The sequence below is a fragment of the Arthrobacter sp. HY1533 genome (genome assembly GCF_027568515.1).
Taxonomy (GTDB): domain Bacteria; phylum Actinomycetota; class Actinomycetes; order Actinomycetales; family Micrococcaceae; genus Specibacter.
Map to the genome: position 1 here is coordinate 32,979 of NZ_JANKZF010000020.1, position 19,823 is coordinate 52,801.

The 19,823-nt window shown below is 66.1% G+C and carries 17 protein-coding genes; 11 read left to right on the plus strand and 6 right to left on the minus strand.

What is annotated here, in order from left to right:
• Positions 1-130: 130 nt before the first annotated feature.
• Positions 131-1,705, plus strand: coding sequence for an LCP family protein (locus PCK14_RS14900; RefSeq protein ID WP_269939293.1), 1,575 nt, complete (start codon positions 131-133; stop codon positions 1,703-1,705).
• Between the two features lie 86 nt (positions 1,706-1,791).
• Here the strand turns inward: PCK14_RS14900 and PCK14_RS14905 are convergent, their stop codons facing one another.
• Positions 1,792-3,756 carry a M13 family metallopeptidase gene (locus tag PCK14_RS14905; protein ID WP_269939294.1) on the minus strand — a complete coding sequence of 655 codons (1,965 nt, stop codon included), beginning with the start codon at positions 3,754-3,756 and terminating at the stop codon, positions 1,792-1,794.
• 242 nt (positions 3,757-3,998) lie between these two features.
• On the opposite strand from PCK14_RS14905, the gene leuA reads away from it, so the two are divergent.
• The 3 genes from leuA to PCK14_RS14920 all read left to right on the plus strand — a co-directional run bounded on the left by leuA (position 3,999) and on the right by PCK14_RS14920 (position 7,430).
• A complete protein-coding gene (gene leuA, locus PCK14_RS14910) occupies positions 3,999-5,741 on the plus strand; it encodes a 2-isopropylmalate synthase (RefSeq protein ID WP_269939295.1) in 1,743 nt (580 codons plus the stop codon).
• Positions 5,742-5,853: 112 nt separating this feature from the next.
• Complete coding sequence (gene recO, locus PCK14_RS14915; RefSeq protein ID WP_269939296.1) at positions 5,854-6,606, plus strand: DNA repair protein RecO; 753 nt, start codon at positions 5,854-5,856, stop codon at positions 6,604-6,606.
• Between the two features lie 5 nt (positions 6,607-6,611).
• A complete protein-coding gene (locus PCK14_RS14920; RefSeq protein WP_269939297.1) occupies positions 6,612-7,430 on the plus strand; it encodes an isoprenyl transferase in 819 nt (272 codons plus the stop codon).
• A 13-nt stretch (positions 7,431-7,443) separates the two neighbouring features.
• On the opposite strand, the gene PCK14_RS14925 is transcribed toward PCK14_RS14920, so the two are convergent.
• Positions 7,444-8,517: an alpha/beta hydrolase gene (locus PCK14_RS14925; RefSeq protein ID WP_269939298.1), complete on the minus strand. Its 1,074-nt coding sequence runs from the start codon at positions 8,515-8,517 to the stop codon at positions 7,444-7,446.
• Positions 8,514-10,187, minus strand: coding sequence for an FAD-binding dehydrogenase (locus tag PCK14_RS14930; RefSeq protein WP_269939299.1), 1,674 nt, complete (start codon positions 10,185-10,187; stop codon positions 8,514-8,516). Before PCK14_RS14930 ends, PCK14_RS14925 begins: the two co-directional genes overlap by 4 nt.
• A 95-nt stretch (positions 10,188-10,282) precedes the next feature.
• Between PCK14_RS14930 and PCK14_RS14935 the strand changes: the two genes are divergently transcribed.
• The gene (locus tag PCK14_RS14935; protein WP_269939300.1) at positions 10,283-11,350 is read left to right on the plus strand and encodes a quinone-dependent dihydroorotate dehydrogenase; all 1,068 of its coding nucleotides are present in this window, start codon (positions 10,283-10,285) and stop codon (positions 11,348-11,350) included.
• A gap of 128 nt (positions 11,351-11,478) precedes the next feature.
• Here PCK14_RS14935 and PCK14_RS14940 read toward each other — a convergent pair whose 3' ends face one another.
• Together PCK14_RS14940 and PCK14_RS14945 are read right to left on the minus strand one after the other, a co-directional pair.
• Positions 11,479-12,483 (minus strand): aldo/keto reductase family protein, encoded by a 1,005-nt coding sequence (locus PCK14_RS14940; RefSeq protein ID WP_269939301.1) that lies wholly within the window; start codon positions 12,481-12,483, stop codon positions 11,479-11,481.
• Between the two features lie 100 nt (positions 12,484-12,583).
• A complete protein-coding gene (locus PCK14_RS14945; protein ID WP_269939302.1) occupies positions 12,584-13,204 on the minus strand; it encodes a DUF3043 domain-containing protein in 621 nt (206 codons plus the stop codon).
• Between the two features lie 70 nt (positions 13,205-13,274).
• Here PCK14_RS14945 and PCK14_RS14950 point away from each other — a divergent pair, with 70 nt between their 5' ends.
• The 5 genes from PCK14_RS14950 to PCK14_RS14970 all read left to right on the plus strand — a co-directional run bounded on the left by PCK14_RS14950 (position 13,275) and on the right by PCK14_RS14970 (position 18,384).
• The gene (locus PCK14_RS14950) at positions 13,275-14,717 is read left to right on the plus strand and encodes a dipeptidase (protein ID WP_269939303.1); all 1,443 of its coding nucleotides are present in this window, start codon (positions 13,275-13,277) and stop codon (positions 14,715-14,717) included.
• 95 nt (positions 14,718-14,812) lie between these two features.
• Entirely contained in the window at positions 14,813-15,199 is a 387-nt protein-coding gene (locus PCK14_RS14955) for a HesB/IscA family protein (protein WP_269939304.1), read from the plus strand.
• Between the two features lie 184 nt (positions 15,200-15,383).
• On the plus strand, positions 15,384-16,265 hold the full coding sequence (gene ctaC / locus PCK14_RS14960; RefSeq protein WP_269939305.1) for an aa3-type cytochrome oxidase subunit II: 882 nt from the start codon (positions 15,384-15,386) through the stop codon (positions 16,263-16,265).
• A 14-nt stretch (positions 16,266-16,279) separates the two neighbouring features.
• The gene (ctaD, locus tag PCK14_RS14965; protein WP_269939306.1) at positions 16,280-17,986 is read left to right on the plus strand and encodes an aa3-type cytochrome oxidase subunit I; all 1,707 of its coding nucleotides are present in this window, start codon (positions 16,280-16,282) and stop codon (positions 17,984-17,986) included.
• On the plus strand, positions 17,983-18,384 hold the full coding sequence (locus PCK14_RS14970; protein WP_269939307.1) for a cytochrome c oxidase subunit 4: 402 nt from the start codon (positions 17,983-17,985) through the stop codon (positions 18,382-18,384). The genes ctaD and PCK14_RS14970 overlap by 4 nt, the downstream gene beginning before the upstream one ends.
• Positions 18,385-18,537: 153 nt before the next feature.
• Here the strand turns inward: PCK14_RS14970 and PCK14_RS14975 are convergent, their stop codons facing one another.
• Positions 18,538-18,834, minus strand: coding sequence for an HPr family phosphocarrier protein (locus PCK14_RS14975; RefSeq protein WP_269939308.1), 297 nt, complete (start codon positions 18,832-18,834; stop codon positions 18,538-18,540).
• An 80-nt stretch (positions 18,835-18,914) separates the two neighbouring features.
• Here PCK14_RS14975 and PCK14_RS14980 point away from each other — a divergent pair, with 80 nt between their 5' ends.
• Positions 18,915-19,694, plus strand: a complete 780-nt coding sequence (locus PCK14_RS14980; RefSeq protein WP_269939309.1) for a GntR family transcriptional regulator — start codon at positions 18,915-18,917, stop codon at positions 19,692-19,694.
• The last annotated feature ends 129 nt before the right edge of the window (positions 19,695-19,823 follow it).

A 19,823-nucleotide genomic window follows, 5' to 3' on the forward strand; every position in this document is an offset into this window, starting at 1 on the left:
ACGCCACCGAGGCATCCCGCGGGCGGCATTCTGCCGCCTGGCCTGTCCAAAAGTATGTGGCTTGTGGGAACTTCCCAGTCTTCGCCGCTAAGATCTTGAAAGTCTTTGTTCCTTATCGAAAGGTTTGTACATGGGGCGTCGCCGCGCCGAAAAGGGGTCCCCTGCGGGCCCCAAGACCTCCCGCAGCCGTCCCCGCACGGGGGATGAGCCGGTCGGGAGGCACTTCAAGGCGCCCCGCAAGGCCCCGCTGTGGCTGCGCATCACGGCGTTGGCCATGGCCGCCGTCCTGGTGCTGGGCATAGGAACGGCCGGGCTCCTGATTTATCGATTGCAGAACAACGTCACCACGGCGCCGCTGACTGCCGGGGTGGGCAACAAGTCCTCGAACAAGCCCGACGTCGACACCGGGTCGCTGCAGATCCTCATCCTGGGCACGGACACGCGTGACGGTGCCAACAGCCAATACGGCACGGCCGAGGACTCCACGGGCGAAGGACAGTCCGACGTCATGCTGCTCATGGACATCTCGGCCGACAACAGCCGCGTGTCCGTCACGAGCTTCCCGCGCGACCTCATTGTCCCCATCCCGGACTGCACGCCCGCCGCAGGAGGGGAGATTGTCCACGGTTCACCGGCCGGCCAGCTGAACGCGGCCCTGGCGGCCGGCCCCGGCTGCACGGTTTCGGCCATCAATGACATCACGGGCCTGACCATTGACCACTTCATGCTGGCCGACTTCACGGCCGTCAAGGAACTGTCCACGGCGCTGGGCGGCGTGGAGGTCTGTGTTGACCATTCCGTGGATGACTTTGACGGTTCACACCTGGTGCTGCCGGCCGGCAAGAGCCTGGTTGCGGGCGAACAGGCCCTGGCGTTCCTGCGCACCCGCCACTCCTTCGGTGACGCCAGCGACCTGGCACGCATCCAGGCGCAGCAGTACTTCCTGGCTTCCATGGTCCGCAAGGTCAAGAGCGAGGGCACGCTGACCAACCTGCCCAAGCTGTACAACCTGGCCGACGTGGTGACGAAGAACCTCACGATTGACAGCGACCTGGCCAACATCCCTGCCATGGTGGGCATTGCCAACCGACTGGCCAAGATTGACCTCGCCAACGTGGCCTTCGTCACGGTGCCCACCGAGGCCTATGTGGCAGACAACAACCGGGTGCAACTCAAGGAACCCGAAGCCGGGCAGTTCTTCGCGGCCCTGCGCAACGACAAGTCACTCACAGGGACGCCTGCCACAACCCCGGCCGCCACGCCCGGCACGCCGGGCCCGTCGTCGGCCGCTGCACCCACCACCGAGGCGCCGTCGCTGCCGGCCTATGACAAGGCCCTGCAGTCGGTGTCCGTGACCAATGCCTCCGCCGTGGTTGGCCGTTCCATCGAACTGCTCCAGGGGCTGGCCACCGCAGGCTTCACCAACTCATGGCAGGCGGGCGACGTTGCTGCGCAGAACAAAACCCAGTTGCTGTACGGTCCCAACATGGCCGACGTCGCCGCCGACATCGCGGCCCTGTTCAAGCTGCCGGCCACTGCCGTCAAGGAAGACCCCGCCGTGACTGGGATCAGCCTGGTGGTCGGCACGGACTGGGCATCCGGCACGGCGTATGGCACAGTGACGGTGCCCAAGGACATTGTCGCCAGCACCGCCGACCAGGCCAACCAGTGCCTGAAGGTGAATCCGGACTACTACCCGCGCTAGCCGGGCAGGCCCGGTCGGGCGCAAAAAAGGTGCGGCCCCTGCGGATTTCTCCGCGGGGGCCGCACCTTTGTTTGTTGGCCTGGGAGCTACCAGATGCTCACACGCTCGGCAGGCTCTCGCCACATCTTGTCCGCCGGCGTGGTGCCGAAGGCATCGTGGTAGGCGTCAAGGTTGCTGGCAACGGCGTTGCAGCGCAGTTCCGCGGGGGAGTGGGGATCAATGGCCAGGCGGCGCACGGCTTCTGCCGGCCGGATCTGGGTCCGCCAACATTCTGCCCAGGAGAAGAAGAAGCGCTGTGCGCCGGTCAAGCCGTCGATGACAGCGGGCTCGGCCCCGTTGAGGCTGAGCTGGTAGGCCTTGAAGCCAATCGCCAGCCCGCCGAGGTCGCCAATGTTCTCACCGAGCGTCAGCTCGCCGTTGACCTTCTCCTCCGGGGCGGCCGTGGGGGACAGGGCGCTGTACTGCTCCACCAGCTTGGCGGTCAGTTCCTCGAAAGCCGCCCGGTCCGCGTCCGTCCACCAGTTGCGCAGGGCGCCCGTGCCGTCGAACTGGGAACCCTGGTCGTCGAAGCCGTGGCCAATCTCGTGGCCGATCACGGCGCCAATGCCGCCGTAGTTTGCGGCGTCGTCGGCCTCGGCGTCGAAGAACGGCGGCTGCAGGATGGCGGCCGGGAAGACAACCTCGTTCATGACAGGGTTGTAGTAGGCGTTGACCGTCTGCGGGGTCATGAGCCATTCGTCGCGGTCAATGGGGGCGCCGATCTTGGCCAACTGGCGGGCCAGCTCGAAGGCGTTGCTGCGCTCAATGTTGCCCAGCAGGTCCCCGTCAACAATTTCCAGGGCCGAGTAGTCGCGCCACTTGGCCGGGTAGCCGATCTTGGGCGTGAACGCGTCGAGCTTCTCAAGCGCACGCTCCTTGGTTTCGCTGCCCATCCAGCCCAGGCCGTTGATGCTGGCGCGGTAGGCCTCGATGAGGTTTGCGACCAGCGCCTCCATGTGGGCCTTGTGGGTCTCGGGGAAGTGCTTGGCCACGTACAGCTGGCCCACGGCCTCGCCCAACACGCCCTCCACGAGGGCCACGCCGCGCTTCCAGCGCTCCCGGATTGAGGGCGTGCCGCTGAGCGTGGTGCCGTAGAAGGCAAAGTTGGTGTCCACAAAGTCGCGGGACAGGTACGGGGCCATGCTGGAAATAGTGCGCAGCGCCAGCCAGGCCTGCCAGTCCTCCAGGCGCTCAGGAACCAGCAGCTCCTGCTGGCCCGTGAAGAACTCAGGTGTTGCCACCACAATCTCGGCCGTTTGTGCTTCCGTGATGCCCAGGGCGTCCAGCCAGTGCCCCAGTGCTGGCAACAATTCCAGCACGGCGCTGCGGTCCATGAGGTTGTAGGTCTTTTGCGGATCGCGCAGCGAAACCTTGTCCAGGTGGGTTGCCGCGATCTGTGTTTCAAGCTCCATGATGCGCGGCGCCTTGGCCGCGGCATCGGGCACGCCGGCCAGTTCCAGCATGGCCTGCACATGCGCCACGTAGGCGGTGCGGATGGGCTCGAACTTTTCCTCGCGGTAGTAGGACTCGTCGGGCAGGCCAAGGCCCGCCTGGAAAAGGTGGAACAGGGCGCGGTCCGGGTTGCCGGCGTCGTTGTTGACGTAGGCGCCGAACAGTGTGCTGCCGCCGTCGCGGTCCAGCTCGCCCATGATGCCCACGAGCGCCTCGATGCTGCCGGCGCCGGCAATGGCCTCCAGCTTCCCTGCCAGCGGAGCCGCCCCGGCGGCCTCGATGGCGTCCTCGTCCATGAAGCCGGCGTACAGGGCGCCGATCTCGGCCGACAGCACGGGGTTGGCCGCATCGGGGTTGCCCGCCTCCGTGCCGGCATGTTCGATGATGGCCTTCACGGCGGCCTCGGCGTCGTCGCGCAGTGCTGTGAAGGAGCCTGTCACGGCCCTGTCCTCGGGAATGACCTCCGCTGCGAGCCAGGCGCCGTTGACGTGCTCATAGAGGTCGTCCTGCGCCCGGGTGTCTGGGTCGATGTTGCTCAGGTTGATGCCGGAATGGGTCAAGTGGATCGTTTCCCCTTCAGTGTTTCAGCGGTCCCCGGTCCACATGCTGGAGCGGGAGTGAGTTGGTTCACCATCATCCTACGTGCCGTGCTAGGGTAAAAATGTGCGCACTGGAATGCTTCTTCTTAGCTGCCGCGGCGAGGCCTAGACCCTTTGAATTAATCAATGGACAGGCCACCCTCGCTGCGGTGTTTGTGTTGCCCGGCCGGCCTCCCACCATTGAAAACATTAAGGTCACCCCAATGCGAAATGCGCAAAAGCCCTCTGGAATGCCCGTCCACCGCTACATTCCCTTCCAGGACCAGATCAATGTCAGCCTGCCTGACCGCACCTGGCCCGACAAGGTCATCACCGAGGCCCCGCGCTGGTGCGCCGTGGACCTGCGCGACGGAAACCAGGCCCTGATCGACCCCATGAGCCCGGGCCGCAAGCTGAAAATGTTCCAGCTGCTGGTCAAGATGGGCTTCAAGGAAATTGAGGTCGGCTTCCCCTCCGCATCCCAGACCGACTTTGACTTTGTCCGCCAGCTCATCGAGGGTGGCCACATCCCGGACGACGTCACCATCCAGGTCCTGACCCAGGCCCGCGAGCACCTGATCGAGCGGACCTACGAGTCCCTCGTGGGCGCCAAGACGGCAATCGTCCACCTGTACAACTCCACCTCCGTGCTGCAGCGCCGGGTCGTGTTCAACCAGGACGAGGACGGCATCCTGGACATTGCCCTGCAGGGTGCGCGCCTGTGCAAGAAGTACGAGGAAACCCTCGTCGACACGAAGATCACCTACGAATACTCGCCGGAGTCATTCACGGGCACCGAGCCCGAATACGCGCTGCGCGTGTGCAACGCCATCGCCGACATCTTCGAGGCCTCCGCCGACAACCAGGTCATCCTGAACCTGCCGGCCACTGTGGAGATGGCAACGCCCAACGTCTACGCCGACTCCATCGAGTGGATGAGCCGGAACCTGCACCCCCGCGAGGGCATCATCTTGTCCCTGCACCCGCACAACGACCGCGGCACAGGCGTTGCCGCCGCCGAGCTGGGCTACCTGGCCGGCGCTGACCGCATCGAGGGCTGCCTGTTCGGCAACGGTGAGCGCACAGGCAACGTGGACCTGGTGACCCTGGGCCTGAACCTGTTCACGCAGGGCATCGACCCCATGATCGACTTCTCCGACATTGACGAGATCCGTCGCACCGTGGAGTACTGCAACCAGCTGCCCGTCCCCGAGCGGTCCCCCTACGGTGGCGACCTGGTGTTCACGGCCTTCTCCGGCTCACACCAGGATGCCATCAAGAAGGGCTTTGAGGCCATGGAGGTTGACGCCGCCGCCGCGGGCACCACTGTTGACCAGCACACCTGGGCCGTGCCCTACCTGCCCGTGGACCCGAAGGACCTGGGCCGCAGCTACGAGGCCGTGATCCGCGTGAACTCGCAGTCCGGCAAGGGCGGCGTGGCCTACCTGCTCAAGAACGAGCACAGCCTGGACTTGCCGCGCCGCGCCCAGATCGAATTCTCCGGCGTCATCCAGCAGCGCACCGACACCGTGGGCGGCGAGGTCAGTGCGGCCGCGCTGTGGACCATCTTCAAGGATGAGTACCTGCCGGCCGAGGGCGAGCAGGAACAGTGGGGCCGCTACCGCATCGGTTCCTTCACCACCTCAACCGACGACGACGGCGAGGTGACGTTGACCGCCAAGCTCATGATCGACGGCACGGCGCACACCCGCACCGGCACCGGCAACGGCCCCATCGCGGCCCTGCTGGGCATCCTGTCCGAGGACGGCATGGACGTGCGCGTCCTGGACTACTCCGAACACGCCCTGTCCGAGGGCGGCGACGCCCGTGCAGCAGCATTCGTTGAATGCGCCGTGGGGGAGCGCGTGCTGTGGGGTGTTGGCATCGACACCAACACGGCCACATCCTCGCTGAAGGCAGTGGTCTCCGCCGTGAACCGCGCCATCCGGGATTCCCAGGCAGCCTGATCGCTGCTCCCACAACACCCCGGCACCCATTGGTGCCGGGGTGTTGTGCATCCCGCGCCAAAACGGTGAGCCGCAGGGCACGCTGCCGCGGCAAAGGTGAAACAATGAAGGGGTGTCCAACCAATCGTTTGCCGCCCGCACCTACCGCGATGATGCCGTGGTGCTGCGCACCCACAAGCTGGGCGAGGCAGACCGGATCATCACGCTGCTGACACGCCGGCATGGCCAGCTCCGTGCCGTGGCCAAGGGCGTGCGCCGCACCAGCAGCAAGTTCGGCGCCCGGCTGGAACCCTTCATGGTGGCCGACCTGCAGTTGGTCAAGGGCAGGACCCTGGACATCATCACCCAGGCCGTGGCCAAGGCCAGCTACGGGGACGCCATTGCCGCCAACTACGACCGCTATGTGGTGGCCGCGGCCATGACCGAAACCGCCGGAAGCCTCACCGACACCGACGGCGAGACCTCGGGCCAGCACTACATGCTTCTGGTGGGCGCGCTGTCCGCCTTGAGCCGCGGGGTGCACGCGCCCGGACTGATCCTGGACTCGTACCTGCTGCGGGCAGTTTCCATTGCCGGCTGGGCGCCCAGTTTCTCCGACTGCGCCCGCTGCGGCGAGCCCGGTCCGCACGGCGCGTTCAACGCGTCGCTTGGCGGGGCCGTGTGCCACAACTGCAGGCCCCCTGGTTCCCCGGCACCGGCGCCGGAGACCATGGAACTTCTGGCGCACCTGCTCAGCGCCAACTGGGCCGGGGCAGATGCCTCCCTCAACATCCACCGCCGTGAAGCAGCCGGCCTGGTGGCAGGATATGTGCAATGGCATTTGGAACGCACAGTGCGTTCCCTGAAACTTGTGGAGCGTGTGTAAAAACAATGGCCGTCCAACGCAGCAGCCGAAAAAGCAGCAAATCCCCGGTCGTGGCACCGTGGCCGCACCCCTCGGGGGAGACCATGCCGGACATCCCCGCAGAACTCATCCCCAGCCACGTGGCGATCGTCATGGACGGCAACGGGCGCTGGGCCAACCAGCGGGGGCTGCCGCGCATCGAGGGGCACAAGGCCGGCGAGCCTGCCCTGCTGGATGTCATGGCCGGCGCCATCGAGATGGGCATCAAGCACGTGAGCGTGTACGCGTTCTCCACGGAAAACTGGAAGCGTTCACCCGAGGAAATCCGTTTCCTCATGGGTTTCAACAAGGATGTGCTGCGCCGCCAGCGCGACCAGCTCGACGCCTGGGGCGTGCGGATCCGCTGGGCCGGGCGCAAGCCCCGGCTGTGGGGATCGGTCATCAAGGAGCTGGAAACGGCGCAGGAACACACCAAGGACAATGACACCATCACCTTGACCATGTGCGTGAATTATGGCGGCCGGGCGGAGATTGCCGACGCCGTCTCGGCCCTGGCGTCCGACGTGGCCGCCGGGCGGCTCAGCCCCAGGGGCGTCAATGAAAAGACGCTGCAGAAGTACATGTACCAGCCGGACATGCCGGATGTGGACTTGTTCCTGCGCTCCAGCGGAGAGCAGCGGCTGTCCAACTTCCTGCTGTGGCAGTCCGCCTACGCCGAGTTCGTTTTCATGAACACCATGTGGCCGGATGTGGACCGCCGGACGTTGTGGGCGGCCGTGGATGAATACGCGCGCCGCGACCGGCGCTACGGCGGCGCGGTTGACGCGGCCGCCGCTGCCCAATAGCCGGCCTGGCCGCTCAATCCACGTAGCCCCGAAGCCAGCGTCCCAGCCGTGCGTAGGCATCCTCGCGCACCGGCCGGCTGGAGAGGAACACCTCGTGGAGGGCGCCGTCGACCCGCTCCAGGGTCACGCTGTCTCCCAGTGACAGGGTGCGCAGGGCCAGTGAACGGACATCCAGGACCACGTCTGCCCGGAGCATCTGCTGGCTCCACACCGGCCCCAGCATGCTTTTCCCGGAGAGCAGGACCAGAACCGGCATGGGCAGCTTCAGCCCCGTGGCCACTTCCTGCTGCGCTGCCAGGATGGCCTTCATCCAGCCTGCCCGGACAGGGAAGGCCTTGGGTGGGCGCAGGGCCTTGTCCACGGGCCACTCGCCGTAGGCCTCGTCGCTGATGCCGCGCCAGTAGAAGGAGCGCTCGGGCACGCGCATGCGCATGAGGGGGCGCAGGTCGGCGAGCTGGACCAGGGGAGTGGCCGCCCGCCTGATGGCGGCGCCGCCCTGGATTTCCAGCCACGGGCTGTTCAGCACCAGGTGGCTGACCATCCCCGGATTGTGGTGTGCCCACAATGTTGCGATGAGGCCGCCGGTGGAATGCCCCACCAGGATGACGGGGACGCTGCTGCCGGCGCCTGACGGCGGGCCGGGGGCTCCGTGTTCCGCGGAGATGACCTGGTGCGCGGCGAGGATCTCGGCGTCGTAGTCGGCCAAATCGGCCACATAGCCGCCCAGTTCGGGCGAATCCAGGCTGCGGCCGTGGTTGTGCAGGTCGATGGCGTAGAAGGGGTGCCCGCGTCCCGTGAAGAATTCGGCCAGGCCCGTGTTGTAGAAGTAGTCGCTCCAGCCGTGGATGAACAGCACCGGCGGCAGGGCGGTGGTGGTTTCCGCGGCCTGTGCCGTGCGTGGCCGGTGCCGCACCAGCGTGGCGCGCCAGGGGGTTGCCGGTGGCGCCTGGGCGTCGGGCGCTGCCGTGGCGCCCTGCCTGGCGGGTTCCGGATGTGCGGGCTCGGCCCGGGGCGGGATCACAAGTGCCAGTGCCTGGTAGTCGGGGCCCAGGATGTCGGCGGTCCACCGCGGTCGACGGGTGCTCACGTGCTGGTTGCCGCCGCTGCATTGCGTCCGGCTGCGCGTCCCGAGAACAGGCAGCCGCCCAGGAACGTCCCCTCCAGGGACCGGTGGCCGTGCATGCCGCCGCCGCCAAAGCCGGCAGCCTCACCGGCAGCATAGAGTCCGGGCAGGGGATTGCCGGCCACGTCCAGGACGCGGCCGTTCAAGTCGGTGGCCAGCCCGCCAAGGCTCTTGCGGGTCAGAGTGGTCAGCCGCACGGCAATGAGCGGGCCGTGTTCCGGGGCCAGCATGGGGTGCGGGGGCACCACCCGCATGAGCTTGTCCGTGGCAAAGCGGCGGGCCTCGCGGATGGCATTGAGCTGGGTGTCCTTGCCCAGCCCGCTTTCCACCTGCCGGTCCCGGGCCACAATGGTCTGGTGCAGGCCCTCCGGGTCGATGAGGCTGGAGCCAACCAGGGCATTCATCTTGGCGCCAAGTTCCTGCGCCGTCTCGGCCTGGACAAAGTCGGCGCCGTGGTCGATGAACTTCTGCACGGGCCCCGTGGCCCCCGGAAGCGCCCGCTTGGCCAGCAGCTTCACGTCCTTACCTGTGAGGTCCGGGTTTTGTTCCGATCCCGACAGTGCGAACTCCTTGCTGATGATGGTCTTGTTCAGCACCATCCACGAATGGTCGTGCCCCGTGGTCTCCAGGTGGCGCAGCGTGCCGAGGGAATCGAAGCCCGGGAAGAGCGGTACGGGGAGCCTGCTGCCGGTGGCGTCCAGCCACAGCGGCGAGGGCCCTGACAGGATGCGGATGCCGTGGTTGGGCCACACAGGTTCCGGGTTGCTGATTCCTTCCGGGTAGTGCCACATGCGGTCGGTGTTGATGAGGGTGCCGCCTGCCCTCGCCACGGCCTGCTGGAACTCGCCGTCCACCGAGGCGGGCACACCCGTGAGCATGGTGGCCGGCCCGGTGCCGCCTGGCCACTGCTCGCGCACCATGGCGTGGTTGCCGCCAATGCCGCCCGTGGTGACAATGACGGCACCGGCCGCCACGGAAAACTCGCCTGCCACCTCCCGGCTGCTCGCCTGGCCGCGATCGACGGCGGATGCCTCCAATAGCTGCCCGCGCACCCCCGTGACGGTGCCGCCGTCGAACGCCAGCTCCGTGGCGCGGTGCCGGAATGCCAGCTGGACCCGGCCGGCGGCCACGCCCTCGCGCACCTTGGCCAGGAAGGGGGCCACAATGCCCGGCCCCGTGCCCCACACAACGTGGAAACGGGGCACTGAATTGCCGTGGCCCTGGGCGTCGTAGCCACCGCGTTCGGCCCACTGCACCAGGGGGAAGAAACGAACCCCGAGGGCATGCAGCCACGCCCGCTTCTCCCCGGCGGCAAAGTCAACATAGGCCTCTGCCCAGCGGCGCGGCCACTCATCCTCGGGCCGGTCAAAGGCCGCCGAGCCAAGCCAGTCGGACAGTGCGAGCTGTGCGGAGTCCTTCACGCCCAGGCGGCGCTGCTCGGGGGAGTCCACCAGGAACAGGCCGCCGAAGGACCAGTGGGCCTGGCCGCCCAGGGAGGCCTCCGGTTCCTGGTCCAGGATGAGCACCGTGCGCCCGGCGTTGTACGCCTCGGCCGCACTGACCAGCCCCGCAAGCCCGGCCCCCACCACAACAACGTCCGCCCGCGCCCATGTGCCGCCACCATTGCTCTCCATGAGGCCATGCTAGCGCCCCGCGCCAGCCCCGGCCGGGCATGTCCGCCAGGGTGGCGCGTTTTGCAGATGCGCTGCGGAACCGGAAAACTAGGGGTATGCGAATTTACCCCACAGTTTTCCGGCTCTGTTTTTCCTGGATGGACGCCGAACGGGCGCACAAGATCGGTTTTTCCATGATCAAGGCGATCCATGCCGTGGGTGCCGGTGCCGTGCTGCGCCGCATGTTCACGCCGCCGGCGTCATTGCAGACCGAGGCGCTCGGCCTGACCTTCCCCACACCCTTTGGCCTCGCGGCAGGATTCGACAAGGAGGGCAAGGGCATCAACGCCCTGGCCAACCTGGGCTTCGGCCACGTTGAGGTGGGCACCATCACCGGCCAGTCCCAGCCCGGCAACCCGCAGCCGCGCCTGTTCCGCCTCGTTGAGGACCGTGCCGTGATCAACCGCATGGGCTTCAACAACGACGGCGCCGCCGCCGTGGCCCCGCGCCTGAAAGATGCGCTGGTGGAACTGGGCAAGACCTACCCGGGTGTGCGCCCCGTGGTGGGCGTCAACATTGGCAAGACCAAGGTGGTTGAGCTGGAGGATGCGCTGGAGGACTACCTGGTCAGCGCCCGCACCCTGGCGCCGTCGGCCGACTACATGGTTGTCAACGTCAGCTCGCCCAACACCCCGGGCCTGCGCCTGCTCCAGGACGTGGCCACGTTGCGCCCGCTCCTGGCCGGCGTGCGCGAGGCCGCCGATGCCTCCGCCGGCCGCCACGTGCCGCTGCTGGTGAAGATCGCCCCCGACCTTGCCGACGAGGACGTTGCCGACGTCGCCGCCCTGGCCCTGGACCTCAAGCTCGACGGCATCATCTGCACCAACACCACCATCAGCCGCGACGGGCTGGCCAGCCCTTCCGCCATGGTTGAGGAAAAGGGCGCCGGCGGCCTCTCCGGCGCACCCCTGAAGGCCCGCTCGCTGGCGGTCCTGAAGCAGCTCAAGTCCAAAGTGGGGGATGAGCTGACGCTCATCTCCGTTGGCGGCGTGGAGACAGGCGCCGAGGTTCAGGAACGCCTCGACGCCGGCGCCAGCCTGGTTCAGGGCTACACGGCCTTCCTGTACGAGGGCCCCTTCTGGGCGGCCCGCATCAACAAGGAATTGGCCGCCCTGCGCAAATGACGGTCCCGTGCAGACAGGGGCAGGAGCCGGCATTTTTTGTAGGCGACGTAAAGGAGACGCCTAAGGCCGCCCGCGGCCGTGGTGTCGGATAGTCGCCGGAAAAATGGCGGGCCTGCCCCTGTAGGTGACTACGCCACGCGGGTGGGCGGGCTCTGCGTCTTGCTTGGATCGTTGACCATGGAGGGGGCCAGGGCTGCGTCGACCGCGGCCATGAGCTCGGCCGGGATCTTGACACCTGAGGCCTTCACGTTCTCGGCAACCTGCTCCGGGCGGGAGGCGCCCACGATCGCGGTGGCAACGTTTTCGTTCTGCAGGACCCAGGCGACGGCCAGCTGGGCCATGCTCAGGCCCAGCTCGTCGGCGACGGGGCGCAGCTTCTGCACGTTCGTGAGGATGTCGTCCTGCAGGAACGCGCTGATCATGTTCGCCCCGCCGTTTTCATCCGTGGCGCGGGATCCTGTCGGCAGGGGAGCCCCGGGCAGGTACTTGCCGCTCAGCACGCCCTGCGCCATGGGCGACCACACCACCTGGGACATGCCCAGCTCCACCGATGCCGGAATGACCTCGGGCTCGATCACGCGCCACAGGGCCGAGTACTGGGGCTGGTTGGAGACCAGCGAGAAGCCGGCCTGTCGGGCCAGCGCCTGGCCGTCGCGCAGCTGCTGGGCGTTCCACTCCGACACGCCGATGTACAGGGCCTTGCCCGCGCGCACCACGTCGGCGAAGGCCGCAATGGTCTCCTCGAGGGGCGTTTCGTAGTCGAAGCGGTGTGCCTGGTACAGGTCAACGTAGTCCATGTTGAGGCGGCGCAGGGAGTTGTTGATGCCCTCCATGATGTGCTTGCGTGAAAGCCCTGTGTCGTTGGGTCCCTTGGGCCCCACGGGCCAGTAGACCTTGGTGAAGACTTCAAGTGATTCGCGGTGTTCGGAGGCCAGGGCGGTGCCCAGGACGGTCTCGGCGGCGCCGTTGGCGTAGGTGTCGGCCGTGTCGAAGGTGGTGATGCCGGCGTCGAGCGCGGCACGCACGCACGCCGTGGCGACGTCGTTCTCCACCTGGGAGCCGTGCGTGAGCCAGTTGCCGTAGGTGATTTCAGTGATTTTCAGGCCCGAGCGGCCAAGGTAGCGGTATTCCATAGAAACAGCCTAGTGACTTAAAGCACGACGCCGGCCGCCTCCCTGGAAGGAGGCAGCCGGCGTGTTGCGCTGGGGTGTTGTGTGGAACGGGCGGGTCAGGCTAGGAGGGCCACTCGCCGCGGCGCACCATGGGCTTGGGCAGGCGCAGGCGGCGGAACTGCATGGAACGCATGCACGCGTACCAAATGACGCCGGGATCCACGGAGCCGAACTTGGCGGCGATGGCGCGCTTGAGCTTGCGGCCCATGAGCCACACGTCCACGGCCACAAACGCCACCATGACCCAGAACAGGGCGAAGATGATCAGCTGGGAGTCGTTGGAGCTGCCGTCGGCATTGCGCACGGGGATGACCACTGTCAGCAGCACAATGGCCAGCGCGGCGAACATGACGTACTCGCCGAGGCTGAAGCGGGCGTCCACGTAGTCGCGGGCAAAGCGCTTCTGCGGTCCCTTGTCACGGATCGGCAGGAAGCGTTCCTCGCCGGTGTCCAGGGCGCGGCGCATGCGGGCCTGCTCCTCGCGGCGGGCGTCGCGGGCTGCGACCTTGGCTGCGGCACGGTCGTTGGGGACCAGGGGGCGCTTGCGTGCCTCTTCCTGGGCCTTGCGCGACGGCGTGGGCACGCCCTTGGCCGACTGCGGGTCACGGGTACCGGCAATCTGCTCGTCGGAAGCAGCCGTCAGCTGCGGGTCGGGGGCCTGTTCTTTTTTGCGTCCAAACACCCGTAAAGGATACCCCGAACCGGGTCCCGGCCTTGACCGGGCCACGAAATGCGGCGGTAGTCTGGGTGGCATGACTTCCCCCGAACCCACAGAAACGGCAACAGGCGCGCCCTACGCCGCCTCCCTGCCCACCTCCAAGCTGCGTGAAAGCGTGGCCGCCAACTTCCCCGCCACGGTGGCCGAGCTCGTGGACCTCGTGGCCATTCCCGGCATCGCCTGGGAGGCTTTCGACCCCAGCGCCCTGGACCGCAGCGCCGACGCCGTGGCCGCCCTGGTCCGCTCCACCGGCCTGGACGAGGTGCAGATCCTGCGCGTACCCAAGGACGACGGCACCCCCGGCGGTCCCGCCATTGTTGCCCGCAAGGCCGCCGCTCCCGGCCGCCCCACAGTGGTCCTGTACGCGCACCATGACGTCCAGCCCCCGGGCGACGCCGCGCTGTGGAACACCGAGCCCTTCAAGGCCACCGAGGTCGACGGGCGCCTCTACGGCCGTGGTGCGGCCGACGACAAGGCCGGCATCATGGCCCACATCGCCTCGTTCCGGGCCGTGACCGAGATTCTCGGCGCTGACCTGGGCATCGGCGTGACGTTCTTCATTGAGGGGGAGGAGGAGGCAGGCTCGCCCACCTTCGCCGCCTTCCTGAAGGAACACCGGGAGCTGCTGGCCGGCGACGTCATAGTGGTGGCCGACTCCGCCAACTGGAAGGTCGGCATTCCCGCCCTGACCACCAGCCTGCGCGGCCTCGTCGACGGCACCGTGGAGGTCCGGGTCGCTGACCACGCCGTCCACTCGGGCATGTTTGGCGGCCCGCTGCTGGATGCCCCCACCATCCTGGCCCGCCTCATCGCCACCTTCCACGACGATCAGGGCTCCGTGGCCATCAAGGGCCTCGCGGCCAGCTACGAGTCCGACGTCGAATACCCCGAGGCCGATTTCCGCGCCGATTCGGCCATGCTGGCGGGTATGCAGCTGGCCGGGCGCGGCACCATCGCCTCCCGGCTGTGGTCACAGCCGGCCCTGTCCGTGATCGGCATGGACATGCCCAGCGTTGAAATGAGCTCCAACACCCTGCTGCCTTCGGCCCGGGCCAAGATCAGCCTGCGCCTGGCCCCCGGCCAGGACCCGGCCGCGGCCATGGCCGCACTGGCGGACCACGTCGCGGCGCACGCACCGTTTGGTGCCCAGGCAGTGTTCACGCCCGGCGAGGCCGGCCAGGCCTTCGCCACCGACACGTCCGCGCCGGCGGCCCGCGCCGCGATGTGGGCGCTGGGGGAGTCCTGGGGCGTAGCTGCCGTCGAGACCGGAATGGGCGGATCCATTCCGTTCATTGCGGACCTGAAGGAGACGTTCCCGGAAGCCCAGATCCTTGTCACGGGCGTGGAGGACCCCGATTCCCGTGCACACAGCGCCAACGAGTCGCTGCACCTTGGCGACTTTGAAAAGGCCGTCACGGCACAGGCCCTGCTGCTGGCAGCCATCAATGCCGGTGCCCTGGAACTGCCCGCAGTGTAGCGGGGAACACAATCGCCGGCAGGGGGGTTGAGACAAGTTAGCGCCCCTGCCGGGCGGGAAGTAGCATGTAGTTGTACCCCACGTAAGGAAATGCCATGACTGCAAATGTCCACGAAGAATCCACTGCCACTGCCGTAGCAGAGGCTGAGCTGCCCACCCACGGTGTACAGATCAGCGACGTTGCCGCGGGCAAGGTCCGCAGCCTGCTTGAGCAGGAAGGACGCACCGACCTGCGCCTGCGCGTGGCAGTCCAGCCCGGCGGTTGCTCGGGCCTCATTTACCAGCTGTACTTCGACGAGCGCATGCTCGACGGCGACGCAGTGCGCGACTTCGACGGCGTCGAGGTTGTCATCGACAAGATGAGCGTTCCCTACCTGGACGGTGCCAGCATCGACTTTGAGGACACCATCTCAAAGCAGGGTTTCACCATCGACAACCCCAACGCCGGAGGCTCTTGCGCCTGCGGCGATTCGTTCCACTAAATACTTAGGTCTGCTCGATGTAGGGCTGTTATTCGGATGTTTCTTCAAGTACATCCGACGCACGGAGGGTTTTGTACGCATTTTGCGTGCCATGGCGGTAAGCTCTACATCGAGTAGTAAAACCCATTTGGCTCCCGCTGCGTCTAGTCGCGCGGGAGCAAAGCAACAAGAGGAAGGGCCGTCTGTGAGTTCGCAGGACCGAACCGGCAGCCGACGCGCAAAAGTCATCCCGATCACGGGGTTGGCGATTGCCGGAGCGTTAGCTTTGTCAGGATGTACGGCAGAGAGTAAGAATGGCTGGTTGCCATCCACGCCAGAAACCACCAACCACACGGCTGGCATCATTGATCTATGGGTTAATTCCTGGATCACAGTCCTGGTCATTGGCCTCATCACCTGGGCCCTGATCATCTGGTGCATCATCGCGTACCGTCGCCGCAAGGGCGCCACGGGCTTCCCGCGCCAGACCAGCTACAACCTCCCGTTGGAGGTTTTTTATGTGTTGGTGCCGTTGTTCATGGTGCTGGTGTTCTTCCACTTCACCAACGTGGAGCAGGAATCCATCAACGCACGCGTGGACAACCCGGATGTCACCATCGACGTCCGCGCCAAGCAGTGGTCGTTCGACTTCAACTACCTTGAAGGCAACGACGTAAAGGACGCCGTCTACGACGTCGGCGTGCAGGCAGAGCTGGACGGCAAGCCGTTCGACAAGTCGGTGCTGCCCACCCTGTACCTGCCCATCAACCGCTCGGTTGAGCTTCAGCTGAACTCCCGCGAAGTGATCCACTCCTTCTGGGTGCCCGCATTCCTTGACAAGAAGGACATGCTGCCCGGCAAGACGAACTACATGACCCTGACGCCCACGGCGCTGGGCACGTACGACGGCAAGTGCGCCGAGCTTTGCGGCGAGTACCACTCCGAGATGCTGTTCAACGTCAAGGTTGTCACGCAGGCCGAGTTTGATGCACACCTGGCCGCACTCAAGGCCAAGGGCCAGACCGGCTCGATTGGCAAAGAGTACGACCGCAATCCCAACGCCGCCGACGCGGCGACTGAGAAGTAGGGGGGTAGAGGAAAGTGTCAACACTCGAGTACTCGGCAACCGAAGTGAATTCGGCTGCACCTAAGGTTGTTCCGGTCTCCAAGGGGCGCATCGTCGTCAACTGGATCACCTCAACCGACCACAAGACGATCGGCTACATGTACCTGATCGCATCGTTCATCTTCTTCTGCCTCGGCGGCGTCATGGCGCTGATCATCAGGGCCGAACTCTTTGAGCCCGGTATGCAGATCCTGCAGACCAAGGACCAGTACAACCAGCTGTTCACCATGCACGGCACCATCATGCTGCTCATGTTTGCAACACCGCTGTTCGCCGGCTTCGCCAACGTGATCATGCCCCTGCAGATCGGTGCACCCGACGTTGCGTTCCCGCGACTGAACGCACTGGCATTCTGGTTCTTCCTCTTCGGCAGCACCATCGCCGTATCCGGCTTCATCACCCCCCAGGGTGCTGCGGCATTCGGCTGGTTCGCCTACGCCCCGCTGTCGAACACCACGTTCAGCCCCGGCGTCGGTGGCGACCTGTGGGTGTTCGGCCTGGCTCTGTCAGGTTTCGGAACCATCCTCGGTGCCGTCAACTTCATCACCACCATCATCTGCCTGCGTGCCCCCGGCATGACCATGTGGCGCATGCCGATCTTCACCTGGAACACGCTGGTCACGGCCATCCTGGTCCTCATGGCATTCCCGCCCCTGGCAGCAGCACTGTTCGCCCTGGGTGCGGACCGCCGCTTCGGCGCTCACATCTTTGATGCCGAATACGGCGGTGCCATGCTGTGGCAGCACCTGTTCTGGTTCTTCGGCCACCCCGAGGTGTACATCATCGCCCTGCCGTTCTTCGGCATCGTCTCGGAGATCTTCCCGGTCTTCAGCCGCAAGCCGATCTTCGGCTACAAGGGCCTGGTCTTCGCCACGATCGCCATTGCTGCCCTGTCCGTGACCGTGTGGGCACACCACATGTACGTCACCGGCCAGGTCCTGCTGCCGTTCTTCTCCTTCATGACGATGCTGATCGCGGTTCCGACCGGTGTGAAGTTCTTCAACTGGATTGGCACCATGTGGCGCGGTTCGCTGACCTTTGAAACCCCCATGCTCTGGAGCCTGGGCTTCATTGTCACCTTCCTGTTCGGTGGCCTGACAGGCATCATCCTGGCCTCGCCGCCGCTGGACTTCCACGTCTCCGACACCTACTTCGTGGTTGCACACTTCCACTACGTGGTGTTCGGCACCGTGGTGTTCGCCATGTTCGCCGGCTTCTACTTCTGGTGGCCCAAGTTCACGGGTCGGATGCTCAACGAACGCCTCGGCAAGATCCACTTCTGGCTCCTGTTCCTGGGCTTCCACGGCACCTTCCTCATCCAGCACTGGCTGGGTGTCCTGGGCATGCCGCGCCGCTACGCCGACTACATGGTGGAAGACAACTTCACCTGGATGAACCAGTTCTCCACCATCTCCTCGTTCGTCCTGGGCGCGTCCATGATTCCGTGGTTCTGGAACGTGTACATCACCTGGCGCAACGGCAAGAAGGTTGAAGTTGACGATCCCTGGGGCTTCGGTGCCTCACTGGAGTGGGCAACTTCCTGCCCGCCGCCGCGTCACAACTTCACCTCTCTGCCCCGCATCCGCTCGGAGCGTCCGGCACTGGACCTCCACCACCCGGAGCTGGCCCCGCACCACCAGCCCGCACCGGCAGTCGCATCCTCGAAGGGAGCACAGAAGTGAAGGTAGAATCCTGGCTGTTCCTTCTGACGGGACTGTTCTTCATCCCGGTAGCCACCGTCTACGGCTTCATGTCGAACTGGAGTGAGCACGTTGGCTTCCTGGCCATGTACCTCCTCTCCGGTCTGTGCCTCATGGTTGGTGTGTACCTGTACTACACCGGCAACCGCGTCGGCCCCCGTCCCGAGGACCGCCTCGACGCCGAGGTCCACGAAGGCTCCGGCGAACAGGGGCACTTCAGCCCCTGGAGCTGGTGGCCGCTGGTTCTGGGCCTGTCCTGCGCAGCAGGCTTCCTGGGCCTGGCCGTGGGCTGGTGGGTCTTCATGTTCGGTGCCGGCCTGGCCGTCATCGCACTGGTTGGCTGGGTTTACGAATACAGCCGCGGAGACCACGCACACTAGCAAGACCCGGGCCTTTCATGGCCCGGTCGCCCGCAAGGGGTGACAACAAGCAAAAGGGAGTGGCCCCCACCAAATGGTGGGGGCCACTCCCTTTTGCCGTGCCCGGGCCTGCGCGGAAGTTTATCGACTGCGCGGGGCCCGGAGGCCTCTTTCTCAGGACTCCTTTGAGGGATCCACCAGGTCCGTGCCCAGCAGCTCCGCCAGGGCGTCCACGGCCGCTGAAATGTCGCTCTCGCCCGCGCCGCATTCGGCCACGCCAATCTCAACCTCGGATCCGTGCTGGAAGTCGGCGCTCATGACGGCCAGCAACGAGCGGCCATCCACGGGCTCGGAGCCTTCCTTGGCCAAGGTCACGGGCAAGCCGGTCCGATTGACTGCTCGGACAAAGACAGCGGCCGGCCGGGCGTGCAGGCCGACACTGGCAGCCACGGTGGCTTTCCGGGTGTACATGGTTGACTCCTAGGTGCGTAGATGTTCTGTATAGAGAGTAGTCGTGTTTTAGGCTGGTACCGGTCAACTAAAGGAGTTTCATGGGCTATTTGGTGCCCCCGGCCGCGGACATCCCCGGCGAGCTCGAACGGGACTCGGCTGTCTCCGTGCACATCCAGCTGCGGGAGCTGCTGCGAGACTATATTCAAAACCACAGCAAGGCCGGGCGCCAGCTGCCGTCCGAACGCGACATGGCGGAGCGGTTCGGGGTTGCCCGCATGACCCTGCGCCATGCAGTCGAGGCCCTCGTGGAGGAGGAGCTCCTGGAGCGGGTGGTGGGTGTGGGCACCTTTGTGGCCCGCGCCAAGCTCGATGTCACACTCAAGCTGACCTCCTACTCGGAGGAAATGGCCCGCCGCGGCATGCGCCCCTCCGCCCGGACGCTGGCATTCGAACAAATCCCCGCCACGGCCCGCCTGGCCCGCGAACTGCAGCTGGACGAGGGCCAGGGCGTCATCCGCCTGCGCCGACTCCTGCTGGCCGACGATGAGCCCATGAGCGTCGATGAAAACTTCATCCCCGCCTGGCGGGTGCCCGGCATCCTGGAGGAGGGGCCGCCGTCGTCCCTCTACAACATCCTGGGGGAGCGGTACGGGCTTGTCATCGAGTGGGGCGAGGACATCATCGAGGCCAATGCGGCAACACCCTCCATCGCCAGGCTGCTGAAGGTGGACATGGGGGCTCCCGTCCTGCGCACCGAACGCCACGCCTTCGTGGCCCGTTCCACAGTGGACTACTCGGTGTCCTTCTACCGGGCCGACCGCTACAAGCTGCGTGTGCCCCTGCAGCGCCCCGGCGTCCGCGCGAGGCGCATGTACTAGTACCGGGCCTGCCAGGCCGCCAGCAGCCCGCTGACGGGCCGCAGGGCACAAGAAAAGCCAGGAGGCGGCTCCCCGTGGGGAACCGCCTCCTGGCTTTTTGCTTGCTTGTCCTACCTGGGCCCTCGGGCG